This window comes from Alteromonas sp. 14N.309.X.WAT.G.H12 (genome assembly GCF_036697315.1).
Taxonomy (GTDB): domain Bacteria; phylum Pseudomonadota; class Gammaproteobacteria; order Enterobacterales; family Alteromonadaceae; genus Alteromonas.
On the sequence record NZ_JBAHZB010000009.1, the window covers coordinates 1 to 16,099 of the forward strand.

Genomic DNA, 16,099 nt, shown 5'->3' on the forward strand with positions numbered 1-16,099 from the left:
CCATATGCCAGTATTGCGAAAGGGGGATAAAAGTGGCTCACAATGCTGGCCATAAGAAAAGCCGCGGCAGTATGACCAGAGGGTAAGCTAAACTTGTCTGAGGGTGTCACGTGTGCGGTAAAACCCGCCAGCAAATCGCAAGGACGGGGCCGTTTAAACATTTTCTTTAAAACCACATAAAGGGGGAGTTCCAGCGCGTATGCCATCAACGCGGTATATAAAAATAATTCACCGTATTGAGGTTCAAATACCCATAACAACAACCCAATGCAGAAATACAGGTAGCCGTCACCGGTTTTTGAAAGCCAGATGATGCTAGTGCAATTTCGTTTTTGTGTCAGTCGATAAAGCCGGAAGAATAAATGGGTATCGGCTTTCGACAAGGTTTTTAGTCTAAACATCGCCTGGGTACTCTCATGCCGGAATAGAATAGAATTTAAACAGGGTCTGTGACCACACCGTGACAAAAAAAAGAACTCTTTGTGACAGCACGACAACGTATGTGCATCGTTGTATTTGAGGGATTTTGTATTTATATAACAATAAATAATGCTATGCTAGAGCCAGGCTGTGAATACCGGATATGTGAGGCATTTGCCGGCCTGTAAAATCAGATGGATAGCAACTGTCAATGAGACCGTTGCTATGCGGCGTTTATCTTCAGCGAAAAGGCACAACGATGGACTATAACACTTCTGAATTATGCGATTTATTTGCAGACAGCGTCGATGTGGTAGACCCAATATTTGTTAGTTACGGTGGGCGTTATTCTTTTGGTGGCGAAATAACTACCATTAAGTGTTTTGAAGACCGGGGGTTAATCGATCGCGTACTGGCTCAACCGGGGGCCGGGAAGGTGTTACTCATCGACGGCGGGGGTTCATCCCGACGTGCGCTGTTAGATGCGTCGTCAGCCCAATTAGCTATCGATAACGATTGGGAAGGAATTATCTGTTACGGCAGTGTTAGGGAAGTGGATGCCTTGTCTGATTTGGATATCGGTATTATGGCCGTGGCCTCTATTCCTGTAAATGCAGATGTAGAAAGTATTGGTGATGTTGATATTCCGGTAAATTTTGGTGGCGTGACATTTTTGCCTGAAGACCATATTTACGCCGACAGCACTGGGGTTATCTTATCACCTGAACCGCTGGATCTCGATTAACCGGTATCCAGCGGCCCAAGCCAAATGCATTACTGGGTTTTGTCCGTTACCGCAAAAATGTTATTTAAATAATCGGCAATACGAATCCCCGCTTTCTGTAGGCGTTGTTTTTCGATGGGTAAAAATTCGTACACATAATCATAACTGAGATTATTGGCATCTTCTGGATACAAGGTATCGCGAATTGCGATACTTTCAGCAATCCATACATTGGGATCCAGAGTATGCCATTGCTGAATATCCTTCGCGCTAATCTTCTTATCGAGCCAGTTTGTCCACTCGGTATAAGACAATTTCTTGCTATCGAGCATTTTTGAATCCCAAACCGTATGAAGATTGGTGTCTTCCCAGAAAAAGCGCACTTTTACATCGTTACCGCCACGGTCGGTGCCATTGCCCGCATGAAGGGGTTGGTGTAGATCGCCGATAATATGAACCACGAAGCGCAAGGCCAGCTGTTTGTCTTGACGACTCGCTGATTTATCTTTCAATATCTTGGTAAAATGCATTAATGCTGTGTAGGCATCGCCTTGCTCCGGCGCGCCTACCTGGGTATAAGTTTTGCCTTCGGGGACGGTTACATAATGCCATGGCGGTGAGGTTTTGCGCCAAAATACATCGGGGTCAGAACGCATTTCGTCGGCGTAAGTTGACGCTTCTGCCAGTGATTCGTTCGGTAGCAATTTCACGATGGCAGCTTTTGCCGCCGGTGTGAGATGTTTCTCGGCAATGGCTCCGGTTATGCGGTGCCCTGTTTGCCCCCAGCCTAAGGCCGGTAAGCTTGTCATTAATCCTGACGCGAAACACAGCGCCAGCGCAATCGTGCGTTTAGCAAACACTTGCATGAATTTTCCTCTTTATTTTAATTTTTGTTACTTGGTTGATAACCCCAACGCATCATCAACGTGTGATCGACGCCCAAATGGTCAAGAATACGGGCGACGACGAAATCTACCAGATCGCCGATGTTTTGGGGGTTATGATAAAAGCCCGGTGACGCTGGCATAATGATGGCCCCCATTTGTGACAGTTTAAGCATATTCTCCAGATGGAGGGATGATAACGGCATTTCTCGGGTGACAAGAAGGAGTTGACCTCGTTCTTTTAATATAACATCCGCCGCCCGTTCTATCAGGTTGTCGCTGGCCCCTACCGCGACGGAGGATAAGGTTCCCGTTGAACAGGGACATATGACCATCTGCTTAGGTGCCGCAGAGCCTGATGCCACCGGTGAAAACCAGTCATCTCTACCAAAGACCGTTATCTGGCCCTCGCGAGCATTAAAGTGCTGACCTAAAAAGGCACTGGCGGCTTCGGGGTTGCCGGGGAACTTCATGTTCTCTTCCGTGGCAAAAACCACTTTGGCGGCTGATGACATCAGCACAAATACGTCGATGTCGGCCTTCACCAACACCTCTAATAACCGCAGCGCGTAAGGTGCCCCAGATGCGCCTGTTATCGCTAGCGTGACTTGTTTTGTTGCCATAGTGTATTCCGCCAATTAGACACTCTTGTGCCGATGATAAAGTCAAAGTGAACTTATTGCAGTATATCAAGCAATCGTTGATGAATGCCTTCAAATCCACCATTACTCATGACCAGTATATGATCACCGGGTTGGTGTTCGTCTTTTACCCGTTGCACAATGTGCTCAACGTCATGATAACAGAGTGCCGGTGTGGCGCTGGTTTTGGCTGCATCGGCGAGAGACCAGTCCATACCCGGAGGCTCAAACAATAAGACTTCATCAGCCTGTTGCCAGCTATTTGCCAGGGTATGCTGATGCACCCCCATTTTCATGGTATTGGAACGTGGTTCAAGAATGGCAATAATGCGGCTATTACCCACTTTGTCACGTAACCCTTTAAGGGTGGTGGCAATGGCGGTGGGATGATGGGCAAAATCATCGTACAAGGTGACGCCGTTAATTTGGCCTTTGCATTCCATACGCCGCTTCACATTTTTAAACTGTGTTAATGCATTTATGGCATCAAGGGTGGTAACCCCCGCATGATGGGCAGCGGCAATAGCCATTAAGGCGTTATCCACATTGTGCTGACCCACTAACTCCCATCTAACGGTGCCAATGGTTTCGCCTTTAAACAACACGTTGAAATCGCTGCCGTCGGCTTGGTTTAGTTGGGCCTGCCAGTCAGTACCTAAGAACTGTTGCTCCGACCAGCAGCCTCTGGTTAAGGTTTCATGTAGGGCTTTATCATCCTTAGGGGAAACGATGAGTCCGTTTTGAGGCACAGTGCGAATTAGGTGGTGGAATTGGGTTTGAATGGCGCCGAGATCGGCAAAAATATCCGCGTGATCAAATTCCAAATTATTCAAAATCAGTGTGCGGGGGCGATAGTGAACAAACTTGGAGCGTTTATCAAAAAACGCGCTATCGTATTCATCCGCTTCAATTACGAAAAATGGGCTGTCTCCCACCCGGGCGGAAATACCAAAATTTTGCGGAATGCCGCCAATGAGAAAACCGGGGTTTAAACCCGCGTGTTCAAGGATCCAAGCCACCATACTGGAGGTGGTGGTTTTTCCGTGGGTACCGGCAATTCCAATAACCCAGCGAGAGGTGAGTAAATTATCCAATAACCACTGGGGACCACTGGTATAAGGTAAATTTCTGTCTAGTACATATTCTACCGCAGGATTGCCACGGGACATGGCATTGCCAATGATTACCATATCCGGCGCCGGTTCGAATTGGCTAGGATCGTATCCTTCAGTCAGCGTAATGCCCAAGGCTTCCAATTGGGTACTCATTGGTGGATAAACATTGCGGTCAGAGCCTGTCACCGTGTGGCCCAAAGATTTAGCGATTGCGGCAATGCCACCCATAAAGCTGCCACAAATCCCAAGAATATGAACGTGCATAAGATTCCCGTGTTTAATTAAGGCGGCTACTTTAGCAGAACTACCCGTGTGCATGCCAATATCAGAATAAGCCGTTTCCCTTCGGCCCATTCGCGGTTACAATCATTTTTAACTGTTTCCATTAAATTAAAAAAGCTTACGGCGTGTTGTGCGCGCAATGGTTGTATAACATCGAAGAAGCAGTGTTTATTTAGGGTTATGTTGGCAGGATCGCCGACCATTACCCAAATTGTCACCCTACATGCAAATAAAACAAGGCTATTGCTTACAATGAAACGATTAAATTCTCAACTTCAAAAAGACGGGGCTCCCCTCGAACTGATACTTCTAATACGTACTTTGCTGGCAGGATGTAAGGAAATCTCTTTCCGCGTAAGTCAAGGGGCGCTAGCTGGTGTGTTAGGGTCTACGCTGAGTGAGAATGTTCAAGGGGAAACACAAAAAAAACTGGATGTGATTTCCAATCAAATTTTAAAGGATACCTTGGCCGAATCCGGCTATGTGAAAGCCATTTCCTCTGAAGAAGAAGATACGGTGGTTCCTTGTAATCCTGAAGGGAATTATTTGGTGAGTTTTGATCCCCTCGATGGTTCATCAAACACGGAAATAAACAGCCTGATCGGTACCATTTTTTCTATTGCCCATGCGCCTCAGTGGATGGAGCCGGATGATCCCTCTGCCTTTTTACAGCCTGGCACTCAAATGGTCGCGGCAGGTTATGTGTTATACGGGCCCTCAACCATGCTGGCCATGACCACAGGACGGGGAACACATATCTACACACTGGATAAAACCCATGGCGGCTTTTTGCTTACCCATCCGAATATTCAAGTGCCGGAGCAAACAACGGAATTTGCAATCAACGCGTCGAACCAGCGTCATTGGGAAGGGCCCATGAAAGCCTATGTGGATGATTTGCTGGCTGGAAGTGATGGTCCGCGAGGAAAGAACTTCAATATGCGCTGGGTGGCGGCCATGGTGGGGGATATCCACCGTGTACTTTGTCGTGGCGGTATTTTTATGTACCCTTATGATAATCGTAACCCATCGAAACCCGGTAAACTTCGTTTGTTATACGAAGCCAACCCCATGGCCTTTTTGATGGAACAGGCGGGTGGTCTAGGTGAAACGGGCGAGGGACGTATTATGGAAGTTATGCCCACAGAAATTCACCAACGGGTGCCTGTACTGTTAGGTTCAAAAGAAGAAGTGGAAACCTGCTTGTCCTATTTTGACAACGCAAAATAAGCCTATTCACCGGCAAAATAATGAACAGCACCTAAGACATGTGTCTTAAGCAGTTTTTATTTTGCCGTACTCACCGTATACTTATGCGCGATTTACCCGGGAAAGAAAATGCGATACGTTTTTTTTCCCGGCTAAATTCCATTTTAATTAAGTAAACAAAGGACTATTTCATGAGCCTTAACTCCGTTCCTGCTGGTAAAGATATGCCAGAAGTTGTGAATGTAATCATCGAAATTCCAGCCCAGGCTAATCCGGTGAAATACGAAGTTGATAAAGAAACCGGCGCTATGTTTGTGGACCGTTTTATGGCCACCTGCATGCATTACCCTGTAAACTATGGTTATGTTAACAATACTCTGTCTGAAGACGGCGATCCTGTTGATGTATTAGTGATGACACCGTTTCCGATTATAAGTGGTTCCGTAATTAAGTGTCGTCCTGTTGGCGTACTTAATATGACTGACGAATCGGGTACTGATGCTAAAGTGTTGGCGGTTCCCGTTGATAAGTTGTCTACGATTTATCGTGATGTAAAAGATATCAACGATGTGCCTGAGTTACTGAAGCAACAAATTGAGCATTTCTTCTCTCACTACAAAGATCTTGAGCCTGGAAAATGGGTTGAAATCGATGGTTGGGCAGATGCTGCAGCAGCAAAAGAAGAAATTATCGCTAGCGCCAAACGTTACGAAACGGCGGAATAATAATTCCTTCGTTAATAAAAAAGGCCCATGGGGCCTTTTTTTGTGTCTGCGGTGCGGCGCTATTTATACAATGGCTTCGGATAAAGATTTCCACAGGTTATACTTTCGTTGTATAAGCACATATCCCCTCTTGTGAACAACCGTAAAAAACGACTGTTTTTTCAGGAAGTGCTTATGGATGATAGCGGCAAAGTCCTTTTTCCAAGCAGACCTGTTTAGGCACGACTAGGGGGGAATGTGTGCGTTAATAACCTTGATATCCTTAAGCCGTCACACAGGTGCTTGAGCAACAGGCAGGGGCGTTTTCTTTTTATACAAATGTTTTAAATTGCGCTACACCCCCCATTTTTACTAGATTTGATCCGATCCATACAATTATCCCATCGTCAACACCTACTCATCGATTTTGCAAATGAAAAATGTGATGACGAACAAAACGCATCTTCGTTTTTTCAGTTGTTGTTTGGCTTTTGTTTAATAACCTGATTTAGGTGGCTGAAATAGCAGTCACAAGAACGTGGAAATAAAGGGAATGGGGAAACCCTAAATTGAGCCAGAAAAGCGGACTTTTCCACAGTATTACTGGGGTTTCGTTCACAGACTTATCCACAGGAAGTGCAGAGGGGAGATTACATCAATGGTTGATGAAATTGGCTTGATATGGAATGAAACCTGCTGTTTAACATAGAGAAAAGAGTAAAGAGATCTGCGGTTTGTGCCGATAGAAGAAGAAACTAGCGGTTATGCAATTATAAGTGATTCCTGCTAAGTTTAAATGTATTGAATGGTATTATGGTTTTTACAGGTAAAGACTGCAATTAGCGCTAGTTTATAGGAGATAGCATGCTGGTACTAAGATCAACCTTGGATGCGAAAGTAAACGAGAATAAGGCATTAGTTTCAGAAAATGTATCGTTAAGGGATAAGATCGCTGAGTTAGAAGCGCAATTGGCCGACGCGCAGTCTGATGCTGATAAATTGGCGGCGTCTTCTAAAGATCAGTATGGCGGATTAAAAAAAGCCATGCTCGAATCGTTGCAGCAAATTGGCGGTATTCGGGAAACGGTTTTAAGTTCGTTTTTAAAAATAAATGAAGAAAAGGAATATATTCTCAACATTAGTGATGTGTTTAACGAAAGCTCACAATCGCTCCAAACTATTCTTACTGAAATGGAAATGCTCAATAGTAAAATGACGCAGATGAGCGAGCGTATTTCTGGTCTTTCCGATACCGCAGATAACATTAATAAATTTGTTTCTACTATTACCAGTATTTCTGATCAAACTAACTTACTTGCACTTAACGCGGCCATTGAAGCGGCGCGAGCAGGGGATGCCGGCCGTGGTTTTAGTGTGGTAGCCGACGAAGTCAGAGCGCTGGCAAACGAAACCAATAAATCGGCAAATGAGGTGGCTGAACTGGTGCAGGGCATTATTCAGTCCACCCGAGCTGCCGTGGGTGTGGTGGGTGAGCTGCAGGAAAATAACGAGCACCTTTCAGAGGGCGTTAGCGGGTTGCACGGAAATTACGAAAAAATGGTGGAATTTAGCACCAGTATGAAAGATACGATAACCGAGGCCTCGTTACAGACTTTTGTACAAACCGTGAAGTTGGATCATGTGGTTTGGAAAAGTGAAGTCTATGGGGTTATTTGCGGGCAAAGTCATAAGAAGCCAGAAGAATTCGCAGACCATCACGCTTGTCGTCTGGGGCAGTGGTACAAAGAACAGACCCACACCGCAGTGGGTAAAAGCATGGCATTTGGTCAGTTAGATAAGCCTCATGCTGAAGTCCATCGTCTCGGTGTTCAGGCCATACAGGCCGCACTGGATGGTAATGATGGTGAGGCGGAGTCTTTGCTGCAACGCATGGAAAGTGCCAGTGCTGAAGTTGTGTTAATTCTTGATAAGATTTCAGAGCAGACTATCTGATTTAATTTAGGCTGTGGATTTGCCCGTAAGAGGAAGGGAATTTCTCTTACCTAATTTCTCTTTGTATGCTCAACAATAACGACCGGTTATTGTTGACATTTACTTTGCATAAACTCATACAAAAAAATGAAATTGTATTATAATTGAACCGCATACCGGCTTTCTATTACCTATAAGTATAAAATTTCCATAGAGGACAGGTAGCCATTGAAAGCCATTGGATCCTACGTTGTTTGACCATCGCTATAGTGAGAAATAGAATGCGTAACAATCAACCTGTAACTCAGGTGTTATACCCTCTTTCGCCCGAATCAAGATTGATCTCATCCACTGATACAAGGGGGGTTATCCTTCATTGTAATGATGCATTCACTGAAGCTAGTGGGTATTCCAAAGATGAGTTAATCGGTAAAAATCATAATGTTATCCGCCATCCGGATATGCCTTCTATGGTCTTTAAAGAAATGTGGAAAACATTGAGAGCCGGGAGAATTTGGATGGGCTTGGTGAAAAATCGTCGTAAAAACGGTGATCACTATTGGGTTTCCGCATTTGTCACACCGGTATTTGAAAAGGGACAAATAGTGGGTTATGAGTCAGTGCGTATTCCCGCGACATCACAGGAAATTACCCGCGCAGAACAATGTTATAAACGCTTGCGCAATGGCGCAGCGGCTATTCCCAAAAGTAGCCTTGTAGCAAATTACCTTTCTCATTACTTACCCTTTATCGTGGTTGGTATTCCTTTAGTTGTCGCTATTACCTTGCTTGGCGGAGGGATCTCAGGTGGGCTGGCGGCTCTTGGCCTTATTGTGTGTGCATTGTGGATGAAGCAAGTGTCAAAGGCAGAATGGTTAGATCTTATTGCCTTGTCGCCGGGGAGCTATTCTAACTTATTGGTGGCGCAGACCTATTTTAATCATATAGCCCATCGGGCTCGGGCTAAGCTAGTACTCGCCGGTGAACTGGCGCGTAATCGAACAGCCTTGGAGCGCATTCGGGAAGGAGCAAAAGATTTAAATAGTATTGCTGATTCAACCCATGAACAATCCGAAATTACCAGCCGTTCAGTGATGCAGCAAAATGAAGCAACACAATCCATTGCCTCGGCGGTAAATCAGATGTCCCAGACGATTCAGGGGGTTGCCGAGCGGGTTGAAAGTAATGCTGACAGTGCCCGAAGCGCGTCTTCGGATGTTGAAGCCGGCAATGCCAAAGCCGATGAAGCATTAACTGCCATCAATGAACTTAAAGATGCGGTGACTTCAATTTCTCAGACGGTGCAAGAACTGGCGCAATCGACAAATGATATCGGCGAAGCCGCCAGTATTATCTCTACCATTGCCGATCAAACTAACTTGCTTGCCCTTAATGCCGCTATTGAAGCTGCCAGAGCCGGCGAGCAGGGACGGGGGTTTGCCGTTGTAGCCGACGAGGTACGATCACTTGCCTCTAAAACCCGGGATTCCACCGACCGAATTCATCATATTATTCAAGTGCTTGCTGAGCGTACCGAGCGCGCGGTGCGTGTGTCGGGTGACGGCATGGCGTCAGCAGAGAAAGGGGCTAAAGTGGTGGAAGATACCCGCACTACACTGGCCGATATCAATGCTGCCGTTAGCGTTATCGCCGAGCAAACGCTGGAAATGGCAACGGCAGTGGAACAACAAAGTTCGGTGGCCGAACACATTAACCAGCAAATCGTGGAAATCGCAGATGGCGCGAAAAGTACCCACCAAGCCTCAGAAGCATCGTTAATGGCGAGTGAGCGCTTACGTAATACCGTTAGCGAAGTACATTCCGTGATCACCCGGTTTTCTACCGACGGCAATCCAAGCTAGTAAGAATAGGCCTGGCGGTTAACCCGACAGGCCACTATGCAGTGCTTGACGGTAAGCTTTTATGGCGGGTACCAAACTGGCTAACCAGGTGGCCGCCAATACAAGCATTATCACGATGGCTGTGCTACCGGTAAAGATATCCGCACTAAGAAATAGTCCGTATTCACTACTCATCCAATCGGCTGTCATTGCAATGATTGCCGAAACCAAGCCTATGGAGATTAAGCAGGCCAATAGGCTGATTAATAAGGCTTCGGTTTGAATAAGTAACAACACCGTGAAGGGACCTGCACCAATTGCCCGCAATACCGCCATTTCTTTTTGTCTTTCTCTTAAGGTGACAAGGAGTAGCGTAATTAACCCAACTAATGATGAGACTAAGATAAGTACCGAGATCGCCAGTAATAACTTCTCAACATTACCCATCAACTGCCACAATTGGGTTAATGCTACGCCAGGTAAAATTGCCATTAACGGCGCTTCTTTAAATTGATTAACCTGATGCTGAATTTGTAGTACGGCAACGCGATTTTTTAGCCCCAGTAACACCGCGGAAACTTGGGATGGGGGTTCTGTGGATAAGCGGTGGTGTTCGTCATCATGGTCATGTTCCATTGCAATGTGATGCTCTCCATCTTCTTCATGAACGTCATTGTCATGATGCGGATGTTCGCTACCTTCATGCTCATGCTTGCCATGGCTGTGATCATGGGCGGCATCAAGGCCATGCATGGTGACTTGAATCGCGCGATCTACCGGTGTTCCAGTGGGGGCGAGAATGCCGCTAACGATAAATGGATGGTTGCTGTGATGCTGAAAACTAACTGCACCAAGCCCATGAGAAATGATAATTTCATCGCCGACATGGTAGCCCAATGCTTCGGCCACATCGAACCCCAGTACGGCATCGTCATCGCTTTGAAAGGTATGCCCATGGGCAAGCTTCAGATGTTGTTTATTACCATATTGGAAATGCTCAAAGTAGGCGTTCGAGGTTCCTACTACACGATAGCCTTTGTGTGAATCTCCAAGTACCAAGGGAATCGACCAAGCAACTTGAGGATGGCTGGTAATGGTTTGTACGTCTTTCCAATCTATGGGGGAGGTTGACTCACCAATATGAAAAACTGAGTACAGGAGTAAATTTAGCTGTCCGGTTCTCCCGCCTACAATGAGATCCGTACCCGATACGGTGCGGGTGAAGCTTTCTTTTACTTGCCCCCTAATATGTTCAACGCTCAATAAAAGGCTGACACTAATGACAATGGACATCAATGTTAGCAATACCGCGCCCCGTCGATGCTTTAAACTTTCTATTGCAAGGGTTAGTCTCATTGGACGTTTCCTTGTATCGCGTTGATCTCACGGATATCTTCATGACGGGAAAAATAACGCGCCAGACTGACATCGTGACTAACAAATATAACGGCGGTGTCTTGGGCAATATCCAGTAAAAGTTGCATAAATTGATCGCGGGTTTGAGCATCGAGTGACGAAGTGGGCTCATCGGCAATAAGTAACTGAGGGCGATTGATAAGGGCTCTGGCAATAGCTACTCGTTGACGTTGTCCTACGCTTAATGTTGCCGCTTTTTTGCGACCAATGGTCGGAGAGAGTTGTAGATGCTCCAGCATGCTAGGAATACGTTGGCGTGCTTCAGTCATGCCCGCCTTGCCTTTATAAAAATAGGCCGCTGCCTCAATATTTTGCTGAACGGTTAGGTATTCAATTAAATTAAATTGCTGAAAGACCACGCCAATATGGCGAGCCCGAAAAGCATCCCGCTTTCGTGAGGATAACGAGGAAAAGGGCTGGCCAAGAAGCGTAATCTCACCTTCAGTGGGTGCCAGCGTGCCGGTTAGTAAATTCAGTAACGTACTTTTACCTGCGCCGGAAGGCCCGGCAATAAAACATTTTTCACTTTTTGCCAGATGCCAAGAGGGAATATCGATAACAGGGTTATCTTGTTCGCTATAGGCAAACTTAAGATGAGAAAGACCCACGGCCTCACCCGTCGCATCTTCGTTGGCCTTAAACGACGTGTGGTCGGTTGGCAAATTAGGTGAATCAGGCATAACAAGATAATCTCACATAGGAAAGCGTCAGGTGAATATGCACTACCTAGACAGGCGATTGACCTAGCATATCCTAATTATTTGATCTCTCTCAACGTTATGTAACGTGCGGGGCTGCAAGTTATCTTTATTTATTGGCTTTGAGTTTCACCACGTCCGCTGATTCTGCCTCTAGTACATCCGTTGCCGAAGTGCCTTTTAAGAGTTTAGTTACGGCATCTTTATTTTTTGCCAGCATAACCGAGAGTTCTTCAATGATAGCCTCATCAAGTTTTATGCCTTTGGCGTCGATGTAAGTGGCTAAGTTGTCTGCTGCGTCCAGCATTTTATCGTACTGATCGGCTTCCTTTTTATCGGTAGTAACCAATTTTTCAACCCCTTTATGTGTAACAACGTATTGCACGGTAATCGCCATATTGTGCCTCCGGTCTGTATTTGCAGAAAAATGATAATAAATGCGCCACAGCGGCAACTGTATAAATAAACAGTATTTATTGCAACTGTTTTTACCCTTTTTACGGTTGCCCTAAGGTGTTTGTTTTATGTCCTATTTCTATTGAAGCACAATCCTGGGTTTCTTTCTGGCTTATTCTTAGTTTGTCCGATAAAGTGAAATCTGCATCCCTTAACCACACCATAATTGTAAGGCAGATCATGCAAGTAAAAACCCTTCCTTTACGCTTGTTGGCTTGTACCCTTGTACTCGTTGCCGGGTGCAATGACATAAAAACGCAACCGAAAACGAAAAGCAAGAGTGAAGCGCCGGCTACCCAAACCACCAAAATACAGTATGAAAAATTTCAGCTGGATAACGGATTGAATGTGATTTTCCATGTGGACCGTTCTGATCCCGTTGTGGGCGTTACATTAGCCGCGCATGTGGGCTCTGCCAGAGAAAAACCTGGACGTACAGGATTTGCCCATTTGTTCGAACACTTGTTGTTTTTAGAGTCGGAAAACTTAGGTAAAGGCGGCCTGGATGAAATGAGCGCTCGCATAGGGGGGTCAGGAGCCAACGGTTCTACCAGTCGAGATGTCACGAATTACCTGCAAACTGTACCGAATGACGGGTTAGAAAAAATGCTGTGGGCCGAAGCAGATAAGCTGGGTTACTTTATCAATACGGTAACAGATCCTGTGTTAGCCAAAGAAAAGGAAGTGGTTAAAAATGAAAAACGCCAACGGGTAGATAATCGTCCTTATGGCCATAAATTCGGCGTGATCACTGAAAATCTTTATCCCGAGGCTCACCCTTACAGCTGGCAAACCATAGGTTCTCTTGAAGATATTCAAGCTGCATCCCTTGCCGATGTAAAAGCCTTCTACAAGAAATGGTATGTGCCGAACAATGTTACACTGGTCGTGGCGGGTGATTTTGATACACAACAGGCAAAGTTGTGGGTTAAAAAGTACTTTGACGAAATTCCACGGGGCGAGGATATTGCACCGCTGGCGACGCAGCCTGCTAATCTTTCCCAAACCAAGGATCTTTACTACGAAGATAACTTTGCGACCTTGCCGCAACTGACACTGGTATGGCCCACGGCGGAAAAATTTCATCCAGACAGTTATGCCATAGAAATATTGTCCAGACTTTTGGCCGAGGGTAAACAAGCGCCACTCTATAATGAATTAGTCGATAAACAAAAGCTGACGGCAGATGTGTCTGTGTTTGATTATCGTACTGAATTGGCGGGCGAATTTATTCTTACTGTGAATGCTTTTGATGGCGTGGATTTAGATGCGGTAAAAGGTGGGTTGGATGCGGCCTTTTTACGGTTTGAAACTGAGAAATTCACTGATGCCGATTTACAGCGTATAAAAGCCGGGCTGGAAACGGAATATTATCGTCGCTTAGCCAGCGTCTTGGGAAAAAGCGCCAGATTGGCGGATGATAATTTGATCGCTGGCGATCCTGATCTTATCAATAAAGAAATCAACTTTTATCGCAATGTGACCACCGAAGATGTATGGCGGGTTTATGAGCGTTATATTAAGAATAAACCCTATGTTTCCACCAGTTTTGTGCCTAAAGGTCAGTTAGCGCTGGCATTAGAAGGGGCAAAGCCAGCTTTAGTGAAAGAAGAACATATAACGCCGGCCAAAGAGCAGGATTTTACCTCTGACGATGAGCTAAGTTACCAAAAGACACCATCTAGCTTTGATCGTACTGTGGAGCCACCTTATGGCGATACGCCGAAGATCCCAGTGCCCAATGTGATGCAATCCGCGTTACCTAATGGCATAAAAGTGGCCACTTTTTTCACCGACGAAGTGCCATTGGTTGAACTGCAACTTTCCTTAGATGGCGGCGCACTTTTCGATGGTAAGGAAAAAGCCGGAACAGCGAATTTGATGGCGGAGTTACTGAATCGGGGAACGAAAGATAAAACGCCCACCGAACTGGAACAGGCAATTAAACAATTGGGCGCCGAAATAGACATTTTTGCCAGTAAAGAGGCTCTTTCCGTACGGGTCAGTACGTTGTCCCGAAATTTCGATGCCACGGTGGCATTGGTGGGGGAAATGCTGTTGTCGCCGCGCTGGGATGCAACGGAATTTGAATTAGCTAAAAATGAGGTGCTTAGTCAAATAAAGCGCCGGGAAAGCAACCCTGACGCCATTGCAAAAATGGAAATGAACAAGCTGCTTTATCCAAAAGGGCACCCTTTAGCAAACCCCTTATTAGGCGATGCAGCAACGGTTAATCGCATCACTTTGGAAGATTTAAAACAGTATTACGAAAGCTATGTTGCACCGCAATTTGCCAGTGTGCTGATTGCAGGGGATGTACAACATGAAAATGCCATTAAGGCCTTGTCGGTGCTCAGTGAAAATTGGCCGCAGACATCAGTGGCCTTGCCCATATTGCCCGAGGTGAAAATACCACAACAATCTACGATCTATTTTTATGATATGCCAGGTGCAAAGCAATCCACGATAACCGTGGCACAGCCGTCGTTGTTAGCGGATAACCCAGATTATTATTCGGCCACGGTGATGAATTATATCTTAGGTGGAGGCGGCTTCGCTTCCCGTTTAACCCAAACGTTGCGGGAAGATAAAGGCTATACCTACGGAGCCTATTCGACGTTTAATGCGTCACAGTATTCCTCTGAGTTTATGATAAATACCAGTGTACGTACGAATGTGACCTATGAATCTCTGGCCCTGATTAAAGAGATTGTGACCGATTATGGCGATACCTTTAGCCAAAATGATCTTGCCACCACGAAAAGCTACTTATTGAAAAGTAATGCCCGTCGATTTGAAACCCTGGGCGCGAAATTGTCCATTCTGGAAAATATTGCCGTACTTGGGTTGCCTAATGATTATGTGCAGCAACGGGCGAAACAGGTTGAAGGTATGACCATAGAGGAAATTCAACGGTTGGCACACCAATACATTAAACCGCAAAACCTGATTTATGTGGTAGTGGGTGATGCAAAAACACAACGTGAACCCTTAAAGGCGCTGGGACTAGGCGAGGTAATACCCCTTAATTGATTGATAAATGAGGGCACAAACAATCTGCTTGGGTCCTCATTCATTACATATTGCGTTTTATGCCTTACAACGCACTAAGGGCGCTTATGATGTCGTCAGGTTCTGCGCGCTTGCGGTAGTCCACATCCACAAATCGCCATACCACTTCCCCTTTTTGATTCAGCACAAAGGTAGCGGGGATGGGCAGTACGTTACCGTTGCCATTATTGATTTCTGTTAAATCCAGTTGTCGGTCTTTGCGCATGTGCTCGGTAAGTACATCGGGGACGGTCCAGGCAACACCAAATGACTGTGCCACTTTGGCGTCTTGATCTGACAGCACCGGATAGGCCAGATTTTGTTTTTCAAGTTGGGAGAGGGATTCATCAGGTTTTTGCGGGCTTATTGCCACCAATTCGGCACCTAATTGACGGATCTCGTCAAGTTTACTTTGTAGTGCCCGCAGCTCTAAATTGCAGTAAGGACACCAACCGCCACGATAAAATGTAACGACAACTGGGCCTTTTTCCAGCAATGCGTCAAGGGAAACAGACGTGTTATTGGCATTAGGTAACGCAAAGTCTGGGGCGACCTGACCAAGGGTAAGGGCATTGCCTCCGGTTTCAAACGCTCTTGCTTCTTCAATAAGTGCATCTACCGCCGCCATAAAGGTGGGGTTTGCACTTCGTGTTTTTTCAATTTGTGCATCGGTTTGACTGCGTAAATCGGACATGACAAAACTCCTGATGTAAGTATTTCAACATT

14 protein-coding genes are annotated in these 16,099 nt (G+C 45.8%); 6 read left to right on the forward strand and 8 right to left on the reverse strand.

Going from position 1 to position 16,099, the window contains the following annotated elements; translation table 11 throughout:
* Positions 1-401: phosphatase PAP2 family protein (locus tag V5298_RS05205; RefSeq protein WP_332930416.1), on the reverse strand; the 401-nt coding region annotated here is incomplete at its 3' end.
* 278 nt (positions 402-679) lie between these two features.
* Between V5298_RS05205 and rraA the strand changes: the two genes are divergently transcribed.
* Complete coding sequence (rraA, locus tag V5298_RS05210) at positions 680-1,165, forward strand: ribonuclease E activity regulator RraA (RefSeq protein WP_332930417.1); 486 nt, start codon at positions 680-682, stop codon at positions 1,163-1,165.
* Between the two features lie 29 nt (positions 1,166-1,194).
* On the opposite strand, the gene V5298_RS05215 is transcribed toward rraA, so the two are convergent.
* The 3 genes from V5298_RS05215 to mpl are packed head-to-tail and all read right to left on the reverse strand — an operon-like array spanning position 1,195 to position 4,048.
* Complete coding sequence (locus V5298_RS05215; protein ID WP_416351149.1) at positions 1,195-2,010, reverse strand: S1/P1 nuclease; 816 nt, start codon at positions 2,008-2,010, stop codon at positions 1,195-1,197.
* A gap of 17 nt (positions 2,011-2,027) precedes the next feature.
* Positions 2,028-2,651: a flavin prenyltransferase UbiX gene (locus tag V5298_RS05220; protein ID WP_332930418.1), complete on the reverse strand. Its 624-nt coding sequence runs from the start codon at positions 2,649-2,651 to the stop codon at positions 2,028-2,030.
* Between the two features lie 53 nt (positions 2,652-2,704).
* On the reverse strand, positions 2,705-4,048 hold the full coding sequence (gene mpl, locus V5298_RS05225; protein ID WP_332930476.1) for a UDP-N-acetylmuramate:L-alanyl-gamma-D-glutamyl-meso-diaminopimelate ligase: 1,344 nt from the start codon (positions 4,046-4,048) through the stop codon (positions 2,705-2,707).
* Between the two features lie 270 nt (positions 4,049-4,318).
* Between mpl and V5298_RS05230 the strand changes: the two genes are divergently transcribed.
* The 4 genes from V5298_RS05230 (at position 4,319) to V5298_RS05245 (ending at position 9,773) form a co-directional block, all read left to right on the forward strand.
* Positions 4,319-5,296, forward strand: a complete 978-nt coding sequence (locus V5298_RS05230) for a class 1 fructose-bisphosphatase (protein WP_332930419.1) — start codon at positions 4,319-4,321, stop codon at positions 5,294-5,296.
* A gap of 170 nt (positions 5,297-5,466) precedes the next feature.
* Entirely contained in the window at positions 5,467-6,000 is a 534-nt protein-coding gene (ppa, locus tag V5298_RS05235; protein ID WP_332930420.1) for an inorganic diphosphatase, read from the forward strand.
* A gap of 843 nt (positions 6,001-6,843) precedes the next feature.
* A complete protein-coding gene (locus V5298_RS05240; RefSeq protein WP_332930421.1) occupies positions 6,844-7,932 on the forward strand; it encodes a methyl-accepting chemotaxis protein in 1,089 nt (362 codons plus the stop codon).
* 260 nt (positions 7,933-8,192) lie between these two features.
* Entirely contained in the window at positions 8,193-9,773 is a 1,581-nt protein-coding gene (locus tag V5298_RS05245; RefSeq protein ID WP_332930422.1) for a PAS domain-containing methyl-accepting chemotaxis protein, read from the forward strand.
* 18 nt (positions 9,774-9,791) lie between these two features.
* On the opposite strand, the gene V5298_RS05250 is transcribed toward V5298_RS05245, so the two are convergent.
* From V5298_RS05250 to V5298_RS05260, 3 genes are all read right to left on the reverse strand, one after another.
* Positions 9,792-11,108 carry an ABC transporter permease gene (locus tag V5298_RS05250; protein WP_332930423.1) on the reverse strand — a complete coding sequence of 439 codons (1,317 nt, stop codon included), beginning with the start codon at positions 11,106-11,108 and terminating at the stop codon, positions 9,792-9,794.
* Positions 11,105-11,848, reverse strand: coding sequence for an ATP-binding cassette domain-containing protein (locus tag V5298_RS05255; protein ID WP_332930424.1), 744 nt, complete (start codon positions 11,846-11,848; stop codon positions 11,105-11,107). Before V5298_RS05255 ends, V5298_RS05250 begins: the two co-directional genes overlap by 4 nt.
* A gap of 127 nt (positions 11,849-11,975) precedes the next feature.
* Positions 11,976-12,263: a YebG family protein gene (locus V5298_RS05260; protein ID WP_332930425.1), complete on the reverse strand. Its 288-nt coding sequence runs from the start codon at positions 12,261-12,263 to the stop codon at positions 11,976-11,978.
* A 239-nt stretch (positions 12,264-12,502) separates the two neighbouring features.
* On the opposite strand from V5298_RS05260, the gene V5298_RS05265 reads away from it, so the two are divergent.
* On the forward strand, positions 12,503-15,355 hold the full coding sequence (locus tag V5298_RS05265; RefSeq protein ID WP_332930426.1) for a pitrilysin family protein: 2,853 nt from the start codon (positions 12,503-12,505) through the stop codon (positions 15,353-15,355).
* 64 nt (positions 15,356-15,419) lie between these two features.
* Here V5298_RS05265 and V5298_RS05270 read toward each other — a convergent pair whose 3' ends face one another.
* Positions 15,420-16,067: a peroxiredoxin-like family protein gene (locus tag V5298_RS05270; RefSeq protein ID WP_332930427.1), complete on the reverse strand. Its 648-nt coding sequence runs from the start codon at positions 16,065-16,067 to the stop codon at positions 15,420-15,422.
* Positions 16,068-16,099 lie beyond the last annotated feature (32 nt).